Raw genomic sequence first — 12,122 nt, 5'->3', positions numbered from 1 at the left:
CGTCTTGCTTGCAAGCAAAAAGAGGGTCCGACTCGTGCACCTCCAGGAGGTGAACGTGCGGGTGTCGCGGCGGGGCAGGTCCGTGACATTGCATGTGCGCACTGCACGTGCAGCGCGACCGTAGCGCATCGGAAAGGTGTCGATCCGTGACGATGAGACGGATGCCATCGCCGTGGCAGGCAGGTATCCCTCGCTGCGGAAACGATTGCCCTCACCTGCGTAGCGAACGCCCTCGCCATATGTGGTCTCTCGGGATCTGGGCGTGACGGCGTTGGTGCCTGGGTGGCGGACGGCGGGCGAAAGAGAAGATCATCCTTCGTGTCCCGGCGAGGCGGCCTCCGCCGACGTCGGGGTTTTCCTGCGGGTACGCGGCACGCGCCGTGCTCTGCCACGTGGGTGAGCTGCGGTGGCCGGGTCGGTGAGAGCTGAGCGGACGGTGGTTCATGTCAGGTACTGGGGTGTTCAGGTCGGCGCGGGAGGGCGGGTCGGATGATGCGTCGCGGACCGGTCTGGCTGGGCGTGGGTCGTGGGGCGCGGGTGAGGTGAGCGAGGAGGGCCTGGGTCTCGGGGGTGGGGTCGACGTCGAGGCCGTGGGCGTCGAGGGCGTCGCGGAGACGCTGGTAGGTGCGGCGCACCGCGTCAGGGCGTTGGCGGGCGGCATGCAGGCGCATCACATGCCGGTAAAGGTCCTCCACGGTCGGGGTCAGGGTGAGTGCGTGTTCCAGGTGGGCGAGGGCCTGGTCGGGGTGGTCGTCGGCGTGGAGGTCGGCGAAGTCGGCGAGCGCATCGACGGCACGGTGTTCAAGGTCATGGACGACGGGTGCTGCCCAGTCGTAGGCGGTGTCCCCCAGGGGCGTGGCGGTGGCCACGGCGGCGGCGTGGGTGAGGGCGGTGATCCGTGCGCCGTCCTCGGTGGCGTGCCCGGCGGCGGTGATGGCGGCGTTGAACTCCCACACGTCGACCGTGACCAGCGTGCGGTCCAGGCCGTAGCCGCTTTTGCCTCCGGTGATGAGGGTGAGGGCGGGGTCGGCGGTGGCGGTGCGCAGGGCGTCACGCAGGGCGGCGACGGCGCGGTAGATCTGGTTGCGGGCGCGGGTGGGGTCGTGGTCGGGGAGCAGCTCGCTGGCGAGCCGGTCGCCGCTGATGCCGTCGGGGTGCAGGGCGAGGTAGGCGGCGATTTCCAGGCTGAGGGTGCGCACGCCGGTCATGAGGGGGGTGCCGTCGACGTGGAGGGTGGGCCGGCCGAACAGCACGAGTCGTATCCGCCGGGGGGCGTCGCCTGGTTCCTCGGCAGGTGGGGCAGGCCGTTCGGGGGCGCGGGGCGTGGGGGGATCCGGGGAGACCGAGACAGCGGTGGCGAGGGATGGCACCGGCTCGGGACACGGCGGTGCCTCCGTCACGGCCGTCGCGAGGGGGGCGGCCGGGGCTGGTGACGGTGCGGTGGTGGGGGCGAGGTCTGCCGAGGTGGGTTGGTGTGGGGCGGTGGGCTGGTCGGCGGCTTCAGCGAGGACAGCGAGAAGGTCGCTGGCCTGGGCGGCGGTGAGCTGCCAGCGCAGGAGTGGCGGGTCGTCGRCTGCCGGTCCGGTGGGGTCCACGGTGACGGTGTAGATGCCCAGACGGCCCCTGGTGTCGGCCGGGGCGGTGAGGCGTCCTTCGTGCGGGGTGGGGGTGGCGGCGAGGAGGAGGACCGTGGGGATCATCTCGTCGGGTAGCGCGGTGCGGAGTTCGTCCAGGCTGGCCGTGGAGGTGTCATCGGCCAACCGGGCGCGGCGCAGCGCCTCGCGGTCAGCGAGGTCGAGCGCGGCGTCGGTACTGGCGGCGACCGTGACCTGAGGCAGGGCGCCGAGGAGGGGGCGGGGCAGGTCGAGCAGGTCGACGGCGCCGCTGGGGATGATCAGGCGGGCGGGCCAGGCGTGCCGGTTGCGGTGGTGGGCTGCGAGAAGGTGCAGGACGAGGGCAAGGGCGGTGGAGACCGCGGCGGGGCCGCGCAGGTCGAGACGGCCGGTGCGCAGCAGTTCGGCGRGAAGCTCACCGAGATCGACGGTTCCCGTCGCGCTCTCGGCGCGGGGAGGATCGGCGGCGCTGGTGACTGCCGGCATGTCAGCCGTGGTGTCGGGGGGCGGGTCGTCGCGGCCGTCGGCAGGCGCAGGCTCTTCGGGTGGGGGGCTGTCCGGATCGGGCTGCTGTTCGTCGTCGATGGGTGTTCTGCTGGCGCGCAGGATCTCCCGGATGACGAGGGGCAGAGGCTGGTCGAGGGGGATGGGTTGGCCGGGTGGGGTGGGGACCGGGCGGCGGCGGGTGCGGAGGAGCCGGGCGACGGTGACGGCGGCGGCGAGCGCGGTGATGAGGCCGAGGGGCAGGACCGCGCCGGAGGGCAGCCGGACCGGCGGGTCGTGGCGGGTCGTGGCTGGGGGTGGTGGGGCGGGCGCTGGCGTGCTGGTGTGCGGTGCCGGCGTGGGGGCGGTCGTGGGTGGGCCCGGGGGGCGCGGCGCCGGGGGGATGGTGGGGGTCCATCCGGGGGGGACGGTGCTGCGGGGCGGTGCGCTGGGCGTGACGGGGGCGGTGGGATCGGGCGGGGCGGGGACGGGGGCCGGTGCTGGAGCCCCGCTCGCCGGCGCAGGCGGCGCAGCGGTGTCGGGTGGGGCCGGTGGCGTGGGGGGCCGGGCGTCGGGCGGCAGGTGCAGGACCCATCCGGGTCGTAGCAGATCGGGGCTGGTGAGTTCGGTGCCGTCGGCTTGGATACGGCCCTCGTTGAGGGTCCAGATGTCACGCCACCGCAGTCCGTCCCCGAGCCAGACCTCGGCAAGTGACCAGAGCGAGTCGTGCACCGCGACGGTGCAGCTGGGCCCGGTCGATGCGGCGGAGCCTGCCGCGGCCAGTTGCTTGGCGTGCGAGGTGGGGTCGGCGGGGGCGGTGACGGGTGCGGCCTGCCGGTAGGCGGTGAGGACCGCCGTGGTGGGAGGGGCGGGTGTGGCGCGGGTGGCGGCGGTGAGGACGCCGGTGAGGATAGTGCCGACGAGGACGGCGGCCAGGGCCTGGGCGGGCCCGGCGGTGGGCAGACGGGGCCGGGACCAGCCGCCGGCCGTCGCAGTGATCTCGACGGCGACGGAGAGCGCGAGCAGCGTGTAGGCGTACCAGAACAGGCAGCCGATCAGGCCGAGGACCAGCCCCTCGGTGAGCGGTGCGGTCGCGCCAGCGGCGATCTCATTCCAGGTCGGGATGTGATCGGGTAGCGGCCAGCCCACGAAGTGCCACATCGCGGCGGGGGCGGCGATCAGCACCGCGCCGCCGGCGGTGAGAGCGGTGAGCGCGCGCAGCAGCCCGCCGAGGCGGGCGCGCAGTCGGACCCGGGGTGTGTGACGGCTGTGTCGGTGGCTCATGGGATCGCGGGCGGGGCGATGCTGTGGACGGGGGCGGCGGTGCCCTGCCCGGTGACGGTGAGCGTGTCGACCCCGACGATCCCTAAAAGTTGGGTCGGGATCCGTACCGTGACCTGCACCGTCACCGCGGCGGCAGTTGCGGTGACGATCCCCTGCGCGTCGGCGGAGGCGAGGTACTGCTCGGCGCGGCGGCGGGCCGCGGGCGGGTCGAGCTGGATCACGCCGCGGGTTCGGTAGGTCGCCAGGTCGAGTGCTTGGGCGCCCGCGCGGGCGGCTTCCGCGGCGAGGCTGATCGCCGCCGACTTGCGGGTGAGGGCGAGGCCGCCGTCGACGACCAGGCCGGTGACCCCGAGCAGTGCAACGGTCAGGACGACGAAGAACGCGGTCACGGTTCCGGCGTCCGCCTGGTCCGGCTCAGCCACGGCGGAACCCATCCCAGCCAGCCGCGGTCACCGCGGCCGGGTTGTCGGAGGCGGGTAGCTGGACGCCAGGGGCCGTGGGTCTGAGGTCCGCGAGCCGCCAGTCCTCACCGACCCAGACCAGTTCCCAGATCACGGCCCCGATCTGGGCCACAGCTGGCGGGTGTTCTGCGGAGATGCGGCTGGCGTAGAGGAGAGCGATCACTGCACGGTCGGGGCGCTCGACGAGAAGCTGGGTGCCCAGCGGACGGAAGAACAGGGCACCGCCCGGGGGGAGGTCAGGCGGCTGGTAGCCGTCGTCGATCACGCCTTCGCTGCGTTGCACATAGTCCCGGGTCGCGACGGCGGCGAAGATCTCGACCTGGTCGGTGTCTGCGCGGGGCATCAGCAGCGAGCTCCAGCGGACCGCGGCCGACACCGCGCCGAGGGCGTTGTGCGGAAAACCCAACGGCACCCCCTGCGTGCCCATCGTTTTCCCGCGAGGAAGGATTGCCGGCCCGTCGGTGTCGGGCCGCGGGGCCGACGTGAAGGAGACGGGGCGTTCTGTGCCGGTCTGACGGGCGGTGTCGCAGGCAGTCAGGAGAGCGAGTACGGCCAGGGCGAGCCCTGCGGCCACGCCGCGCCGTACCGCGACGATCAGCCTGGAGGCGCGGGAGAGCCGCGGGGTGTGGGTGCGATGCAGCCGCCTCATACGACTGCCCGCCAGGCGAGGCCGTCGGGAGGAGCCGGCTGCTGCAGGAAGGATGCGAGGGCGACACTGCGGTAGACATCGATGGGGGCGCTCGCCGTGGCTGTGATGCGTTGCCCGGGGAGGGGCAGGCCGGCCGCGAGGTCGGACTGATCGAGCTGGCAGTCCACGGTGGCACGCACGACACCACCGGCGTGGAACTGGCTGGTGTCCACGGTGACGGTGACGCGCGTGCAGGGCCCTGCGTCGGGGGTGAGGTCGGCGGCGAGGGCCTGTTCGGCGGCGGTGCGGGCCTGGGTGGGGGTCCGGGCGATGCTCGCGGCGCGGGCAGCGGTGTGCGCGGCCGTGTCGACCTGCCCGCGGGCGTTCACCGCCCGCCCCGCATAGACGATCAGCAGCAGCAACAGGACGATCAGCGGGGTGAGCAGGGTCAGTTCGACCGCGGCCGACCCCCTGTCGCCTCCGGCGCTCTGCCGGCCTCGTCGGCGTTGCGGTGACCTGCTCATGGGGTGAGCCGTTCAACGGCGCCGGTGGCGTGGCCCGTCACCGGCAGGGAGAACCCGGGAAGCAGGCTGATGGCGCTCCCGGTGATGGTGAGAGTGACGGTGTCGGGGTGGGCGTCGAGCTGGATGTGGGTGCCGGTGAGGACACGGTCGCCGAGCTGGTCGAGGGTGATCTGCGCGCTGTCCGGGCCGGCGGTGGGCGGGGCGCCGTAGGCACGGGCGGCGTCCGCGCCGCGGCGGGCGGCGGTGGCGGCGATGTGGCTGGCGTGCGCCCACAGGGCGTACTGCACGACGAGAAGCAGCATGGTCATCAGCAGGGGTGTGGCGATGACCAGCTCGACACTGACCGCCCCTGCGTCGCGGGAGCTGCGGCGGGTAGGGCGTCGCACCTGCGGGTGGGCCTGCGCGGGGGTGAGGCTGCCGGCGTGGCGGCGCTGAGACGGGGCCCGCACGGCGCCAAGGACGGTGCGCCGGTGGGGGCCGTGTCGCTGTACCCGCGCCGGTGGGGAGACGAGGCGGGTGCTCATAGATCGATGCTGTTGGCCTTGTCGAGCACAGCCTGGCCGATGATCGCAATCACGGTGAGCGCAAGGACGACCAGCAACGCGGTGACGATCACCGTTTCGGTGGAGTAGCCGCCGTCACGGCCCTCCTCGCGGGAACGCTCCTCCCAGCTCTRCAGCCGCTTCCGGGTCTGGCCCCAGACAGTGACGGCGAGGGCGGCGAGGACGTGGAGGGGCCGGTGGCCAGGGTCGGATCGGGGCACGGGGGTCCTTCCGGAGGGACGCAGGGTTACAGGGCTCCCAGCACGCGGGCGACGGCCGGGTAACCAATCAGGAGCAGGAAGCCGGCGAACAGGACAGCGACGGGCAGCGACATCCGTTCGGTGGCGGCGGCGGCATCCGCGTCAGCGTCGGTGAGCGCGYGCAGGCGGATGGAGGCGGCCTTCGCCGCGAGAGAGGCGCGGATCTTCGCGCCTTCACCACCGGCGAGTTCCACACTGGCGGCGGTTTCGACGATGTCGGAGATGCCGTGGCGGTGCCCGAGGTCGGCGAGCGTGATCCAGATCGGGGTGCCGGTGAGGACCGCGGTGTCCACAGCGCGGCGTAGTTCGGTGTAGGCGGGACCGGTACCGATGGACGCGGCGTCGTCGAGGGCCTGTTCCACCCCGGCGCCGCCCGCCAGCGCGATCACCACCAGGTCCAGGAAAGCGGAGAACGCGGCATGCAGGGCCCGGCGGTGGGCGGCAGCGTCGGCGCGGACGGCCAGGTCCGGTGCGACGAAACCGGCGGCGGCGAGGACAAACGCACCCGCCGCGGGCACCACCACGGGCAGCCGCACTCCACCGACGGCGAGAACAACGGCCAGGACAGGAAGCAGGAAGAACCCGACCACCCCGCTGGTGATTTTCTCGGCGAGGTGGGTGGCGGGATCCCGATCGAGTGCGGTGAGGTCGCGGCCAATGCTGGCGGGAATGAGCTGACCGGGGGTGAGACGGCGGGCGAGGGGACGTCCCGCGCGGGCCGCCCACCCGCCCGAGACTGCCGCGGGTTCGCCGGAGGTGGGTGGGGTGGGGTGCAGGTCGGCGATGAGCTGCTGCAGGTCCGGTTCGGCGGGGCGCAGACCGGTCCAGAGCAGCCACAGCCCGACACCCGTGGCGGTCCCGCAGACGAGCAGGAGGCCGGTCATGGCCGGCTCCGCGCGGGCAGGCGGGTCAGGATTCTGCCGGAGGCAGGGGTGCGGCCCATGCGCGACAGCCAGGCCAGTCCCGCAGCGAACAGACCAGCCACACCGAGCAGGACCAGTTGACCGGCAGCGTTGTCATAGGGCTCGACAAACGCGGGGGAGAGGACGACGAGACCGAAGGCCATGGCCAGGGTGGTGGTGGCGATGACCCGGGTGGCCGTGCGGATCCGCGCCCGCCCCGCCAGCGTGCGTAGCCGTAGGGCGGTCTGGTCGCGTGTGGCGGAAGCCAACCGGCCCAGAAGGTCCGCGAGGTGACGGGCCTGGCGAGACGCGGCCATCACCAACGCGGCCACGACCAGGTCCGCGGTCGGATCGTCGAGCTCGTCGGCGAACTCCGTGAGCGCGTCGGGCAGGCGCACCCCGGCATCGAGGGCGGTCGCGAGGTGCACCACCTCGGCGCGGATCGGGGCGGGGGTGATCGGGGCGGTGGCGCGGATGGCCTGTTCCAGCCCGGCGGCGCCGGCGAGAGTGTCACGCAGCATCTCCGTCCACACCGCGATCGCCTCCATCCGGTCGGTGTGGGCGTGCTCGGCCCGCCCCGCGCTGAGAAGCCCCGGCACGATGACGACCGCGAGGGCGGCGAGGGCGGCGGCGACCGGCCACCCCGTCAGCAGCCCGACCGCGAGCCCGGCGGCGAGCGCGCCGGTGGCACGGGCCGCGCGGGCCTGACGCGACAGGCCGGCGCTGCGCCGGCCGGCCCACGCGCGGATCGCCGCGGTGAACGGGGCGGTGCCGGTACCGGCCAGCCACAGGCCGATCCCACAGCCGATCCCGCAGCCGACCGCGAGCACCACCCCGGCGTCCGCGGTCACCACGGCGACCAGCCACCCTCCGCACCGCTGCCGGCCCCAGGGCGATAGGACTGCTGGTGATCGTCGACGCGGGCGAGCAGGACTGCGGTGTCGGGGCGTAGCGGTGCGCCGGGGACGGCGGCGCCATCGGGTCCGGGGCGCCACACCTCATTCGTCGCGAGGAGCATGCCGTCGGCACCGGCGACCTCCCGGACGCTGGAGACGACCCGCCGCCCGTCGGGGGTGTAGCCGAGGTGGATGATGAAATGCACCGCGCTCGCCGCCAGCAGCGTGGTGGCTTCCATGCTGAGCCGCTCTGCGGCCTGCGCGGCGTAGGCGGCGAGCTTGAGGAACACCGCGCCGGAGGAAGAGGCGTGGATGGTGGCCATCGAGCCGTCAACGCCCATGCTCATCGCGTTGAGCATCGGGATGACCTCGGCGCCGCGGACTTCGCCGACGATGACCCGGTCAGGGCTCATCCGGAGCGCGGAGCGGGCCAGGTCGGCCTGGCTGAACGCGCCTGCGCCTTCGATGTTGGGCTCGCGGGCCTGCAGCGCGACGACGTCGCCGTGCTGGCCGTCGCGGTCGAGGCCGAGTTCGTAGCTGTCTTCAATCGTGATGATCCGCTCGGCATACGGGATGTCCGCGGCCATCGCCCGCAGGAACGTGGTCTTCCCGATCCCGGTCCCGCCCGCGATGAGCAGGTTGCGCCGGGCTAGGACCAGCCGGTGCAGGAACATCCGCAACTCGGCGCTGATCATGCCGAGGTCGGTGACGAGCTGGTCGAGGGTGATCTGCTGGTAGCGGTGGCGGCGGATCGACACCGTCGGCCGATGTGCCACCGCCATCAGTGCGTGGAGGCGGGAGCCGTCGGGGAGCTGGCAGGACACCTCGGGAGAGGCCCGGTCCCAGCGGCGTTCCTCCACCCCGGCGCGGGCCACCACGGTGCGGACCAGCTCGACGAGCTCGGCATCCGAGCGGGCGACTGCGGGCAGGCGTTCGCGGGTGCCGTCGAAGCGGCGTACCCACACCACATCGGCGCCGTTCACCGAGATGTTCTCGATGCTCGGGTCATCCAGCAGCGGCTGCAGGCCCCCCAGCCCGTAGAGGCTGTCCAGGACGGTCCGGCTGATCTGCTCCTCGACCTGCCCGGACAACAACCGTCCGCCGTCGGCGAGCTGGGTCTGGGCGTACTGCGCCAACGCCGCGGAGATCAGCTCGGAGGTGAGCGCCCGCTGATCCGTCCGGCCCAACGGCGCCAGCCCCTGAGCTTCGCGGGCTTGGAGCCGCGCGGACAGCGCCGCGCCGACCTGCACCCGGACCCGCGCCGCCAACGCATCCACGTCGCCGCTCATCGCAGGCCTTCCCGGGGGCGCGCCGCAGGTGCGGCGTGGTCAGGAATCGTGGGAACCCAACCAGACCCCGCGACCCGCTCCTCCTGCCGCGGGGTGGCAAACGTCGCGCGGGGCAAAGCAGGGAGGCGAACACCGCCCCGCAGCGACGGCAGACCTGACGACGCGACATCGGATGGCGGGGCGAGAGCCCGCGTCGACCCGCGGGGCCGCGTGGTGAGGCGACGGTCGAGCGTGGCGGCAATATCCGCGGCAGCGCGCAGCAGCTGGGAACGGCGGGCACCGCGCCCGAACCGCCCCCCGGCCACGCCGGCCGCAGCGCGTGGATGATGTGGCAACACCCCTGCTACCGGCAGCCCGACAGCGTCTTCGACCCGCCCCACAGGCCAGGCGGGTTCACCGGCGAGGATCAGAATGCAATCCCGGCGACCCGCGCCCGTCAGTTCCTCGACCCGTGCCGCCACACGCGCCAGCTCCGCGGGGACCGGGCGTACCACCACCGCCAGGACCCCGGCAGCCCCGGCGATCGGCAACACGGCCGAATCGGGGTCGAGCCGGCCGCAGTCCGCCACGACCAGCCGGCCCGACGCAGCCCCCGGCACCGACCCGGTCTGCGCGAGGACCGCGACCGCTCCCCGGGCGGCACCCGCCTCCACCGGCCCCGCCACCAACCCCACCCCGCCGGCGAGGCCCCAGACATGCGCGTCCACCGGGGCCGCCCCACCGCGTGCGGCAGCCGCCCAACTCAACAGCCCCGGATAGCCCCGCAGCTGATACCAGCCCGCCACATCGCCCCCGGAGGGGTCGACCTCCACCAGCAGCGGATTGGCTCTCTGCGCACCGGCCGGCCAGATCGCTGCCAGCGCAAGCGCCGTCGTCGTCACCCCAGGGGAACCCTTCAACGACCCCACGGCGACCAGACCGGAGCCGCTCACCGCGGGACCGCCCGAACCACCAGCGCGACCCGGCCCGCCGCCGCCGCTTCCGCCACTGCTTCGGCGTCCCCATCCGCGACCTGCAGCGACACCACCGCCCCGCTGTCCCCGGCCGGCGACGTTTCGTCGCCCTGGACAGTCACGACCAGCCCCTGCACCGACCGGACCGGTGCGCCCGTTGCGGGGGTGGAAACTGTCGGGTCAGCCGCGCTGGTCGACGCTGCGGTGAGGATGACCGACACCCCATCGCCGCGGGCCAGCTCCGGGGGGTACTGGCCCGCTTTCAGCGCGGCCCCGACCACCGCCCGTCCCGCCGGTGGCACCCGCGACCTGTCACCGACCGCGCCCGCGGGTAGCAGGCTGCCCGCGACCAGCGGTACCACCGCCACCCGGCCGACGACCGCATCCACCGTGTCCGCGGCCACGACGTCCACTCCAACGCCGGCACCCACCGACACCGGGCGCAGATCCTGTGTCGTCAGCACCTGGCCGGCCGGGATATCGCGGGTCACGACCAGCAGCTCCCGCCGGCCGTCTCGCTCACCACCGACGACGACGAACGCCGCGACGGACAGCGCAATGAGCAGCACTCCGACCAGCGCCCGCCGCGCTGCCCCACCCCGAGACCGCTCCCGCACCGGCGAACGCACATCCCCGTGACGCCGTGTCGGGACTGCGGCCCTCACCTGCGCTCCCCGGGCAGCACCAGGCCCTGCGACTCCCCGACGGCGACCGATGCTGCGGTCTGGGAGGTCAGTCCCGCAGCTTGACCTGTCTGGCCTGCACCGGCCCATCCCACCTGCCAGGTCACGGTCACCGTCACCGGGAACCGGCCCCCCGGCTGATCCGCCGAACTACGCGCGAACGCGATCGAGCACTCCGACCCGGCCGCCGGATCATCCACTCCGACCTGGAACATCCGTCCCGGCCCCGCACAGCGGACCTGCCCACCCGCCCCGAAGTCCCACAGCACCGACACCGGCCGCGCCGTCGCCGTCACTGACACACCCGGCACCGCTGCCGTCRCCGACACCGGCCCCCAGCTCGCCGCCTCGACCCACAACCACACGGGAACACCGACCGTCTGCAGCACATCCACATCCGGAGACAGCCCGAGAGCGGGCGCCGGCAACACCAAGCGGCTGACCGCCCGCTGYGCCATCACCTCCGGCGACGGCGGAACCACCGCCCCCATCACCGCATCCGGCTTCCACACCACCGCCCAGCTACTACTGATCCCGACGCATTTTCGCTCATACCAGGAACCCTCAACACCAGGAGTTGCTTCCATCGCCTCCAGCGCGGGCGTAGCAACGAATTCAGTGGCGGATCGGTAGTAGCAGCCGTCCGCACTGAGCCAGCCAAGGTCGGGGTCCACGCAGAGAACTTCTTTGGTTGTTGCGGGTAGTCTGCACATTCGAGCGGAATTTCCTCGTTGYGGGGCGGTCGGGGGTTTCGGGGAGCCGCGGTAGTCCTTGATCGGATTTCCGTCTGTCCCGGCCCAGAGTCGGCAGGCTGTCTCGCTGCATTCGGTGGATCCGAACGAGTCATTCGCACGTGCTGGCGAGGCGATGAGTACCGCTATCAGGATCGCCGTGGTCAGAGGTAGCGCGGAACGCATCAGCAGGTGCCGAGTGCCTGTACGACGAGTTGATCTATCTTCCACTCTCCGGCTCTCTGCACCGCAAGAGCCTGAACATAACGTTGGCCGCCAGGCGTGTCGTTTTCCAGCTGTCCGTCTGTTCGATAATTCAGCCAGTTAGAGCTGTCCACGCAGTCGGTGATGGTAATCCGATCAGGATTTTCCTGTGGAGTCGCGGCCGATACTTTGGGTGATAGAACCGGCTCGCCGCGAGCGACTAGACCATCCCGCCAGTTCGCATAGACGCCGCGGTAGATGAGAGACAAAGCTGGTCCGCTTGTATGCGTCGCCAGTCGCGGGTTCTGATAATCGCCTGTGGCGGCGRTCGCGATCCAATCCTCCCACATGCCCCGGTAGGCAGCGAGAGCGTCGCGCTCGGCGACCTGCGCCGCAGTCAACGAGGCTGAGGGGCTGGCTGGGGAGGGAGAGGGGCGCGCCGATGCTGGAAGTGTTGGCGCTGGTGATGCTTCGCTGTTGCCGTCAGCGCAGGCGCTCGTCGTGAGCAGGGCCAGCAGGGCGACCGCGCCGCCGAGCGACCATCCGCGCCGCCTCACGTTCCGTTACCCATGTGACCTGTGCCCATCGCTTAGGTAATCCCCTCAGGTGCGAGAGTTATAGACCATCCACGGTAAGTAAGGGCAAGGGTTGTAAATCTCACAGGAGACG

At 72.4% G+C, this 12,122-nt stretch carries 13 protein-coding genes; all 13 read right to left on the bottom strand.

The genetic code is table 11. The features are described from left to right. Nucleotides 1-446: 446 nt before the first annotated feature. On the bottom strand, nucleotides 447-3,380 hold the full coding sequence (locus CC117_RS25015) for a BTAD domain-containing putative transcriptional regulator (RefSeq protein WP_071088278.1): 2,934 nt from the start codon (nucleotides 3,378-3,380) through the stop codon (nucleotides 447-449). Then, entirely contained in the window at nucleotides 3,377-3,802 is a 426-nt protein-coding gene (locus CC117_RS25010; protein WP_084132759.1) for a pilus assembly protein TadG-related protein, read from the bottom strand. The genes CC117_RS25015 and CC117_RS25010 overlap by 4 nt, the downstream gene beginning before the upstream one ends. Then, nucleotides 3,795-4,490, bottom strand: a complete 696-nt coding sequence (locus tag CC117_RS25005; RefSeq protein WP_071088274.1) for a hypothetical protein — start codon at nucleotides 4,488-4,490, stop codon at nucleotides 3,795-3,797. The genes CC117_RS25010 and CC117_RS25005 overlap by 8 nt, the downstream gene beginning before the upstream one ends. Beyond that, nucleotides 4,487-4,993 carry a TadE/TadG family type IV pilus assembly protein gene (locus CC117_RS39965; protein ID WP_071088272.1) on the bottom strand — a complete coding sequence of 169 codons (507 nt, stop codon included), beginning with the start codon at nucleotides 4,991-4,993 and terminating at the stop codon, nucleotides 4,487-4,489. Before CC117_RS39965 ends, CC117_RS25005 begins: the two co-directional genes overlap by 4 nt. Next, complete coding sequence (locus CC117_RS24995) at nucleotides 4,990-5,517, bottom strand: TadE/TadG family type IV pilus assembly protein (protein WP_084132740.1); 528 nt, start codon at nucleotides 5,515-5,517, stop codon at nucleotides 4,990-4,992. Before CC117_RS24995 ends, CC117_RS39965 begins: the two co-directional genes overlap by 4 nt. Then, nucleotides 5,514-5,756, bottom strand: a complete 243-nt coding sequence (locus tag CC117_RS24990) for a hypothetical protein (RefSeq protein WP_071088270.1) — start codon at nucleotides 5,754-5,756, stop codon at nucleotides 5,514-5,516. The genes CC117_RS24995 and CC117_RS24990 overlap by 4 nt, the downstream gene beginning before the upstream one ends. 26 nt (nucleotides 5,757-5,782) lie before the next feature. Further along, entirely contained in the window at nucleotides 5,783-6,679 is an 897-nt protein-coding gene (locus CC117_RS24985; protein ID WP_071088268.1) for a type II secretion system F family protein, read from the bottom strand. After that, entirely contained in the window at nucleotides 6,676-7,551 is an 876-nt protein-coding gene (locus CC117_RS24980) for a type II secretion system F family protein (protein ID WP_071088267.1), read from the bottom strand. Before CC117_RS24980 ends, CC117_RS24985 begins: the two co-directional genes overlap by 4 nt. Then, complete coding sequence (locus CC117_RS24975) at nucleotides 7,545-8,882, bottom strand: CpaF family protein (RefSeq protein WP_071088265.1); 1,338 nt, start codon at nucleotides 8,880-8,882, stop codon at nucleotides 7,545-7,547. Before CC117_RS24975 ends, CC117_RS24980 begins: the two co-directional genes overlap by 7 nt. Beyond that, complete coding sequence (locus CC117_RS39960) at nucleotides 8,879-9,814, bottom strand: hypothetical protein (RefSeq protein ID WP_131803134.1); 936 nt, start codon at nucleotides 9,812-9,814, stop codon at nucleotides 8,879-8,881. The genes CC117_RS24975 and CC117_RS39960 overlap by 4 nt, the downstream gene beginning before the upstream one ends. Continuing rightward, on the bottom strand, nucleotides 9,811-10,452 hold the full coding sequence (locus CC117_RS24965) for an SAF domain-containing protein (protein ID WP_241830402.1): 642 nt from the start codon (nucleotides 10,450-10,452) through the stop codon (nucleotides 9,811-9,813). Before CC117_RS24965 ends, CC117_RS39960 begins: the two co-directional genes overlap by 4 nt. A gap of 44 nt (nucleotides 10,453-10,496) precedes the next feature. Further along, nucleotides 10,497-11,192: a hypothetical protein gene (locus CC117_RS35235; RefSeq protein WP_241830401.1), complete on the bottom strand. Its 696-nt coding sequence runs from the start codon at nucleotides 11,190-11,192 to the stop codon at nucleotides 10,497-10,499. A gap of 242 nt (nucleotides 11,193-11,434) precedes the next feature. Next, entirely contained in the window at nucleotides 11,435-11,722 is a 288-nt protein-coding gene (locus CC117_RS35230) for a hypothetical protein (RefSeq protein WP_241830400.1), read from the bottom strand. Nucleotides 11,723-12,122 lie beyond the last annotated feature (400 nt).

Source organism: Parafrankia colletiae, from assembly GCF_001854655.1.
In the GTDB taxonomy this organism is placed as follows: domain Bacteria; phylum Actinomycetota; class Actinomycetes; order Frankiales; family Frankiaceae; genus Parafrankia; species Parafrankia colletiae.
This window is presented reverse-complemented; position numbering and strand designations above follow the sequence as displayed.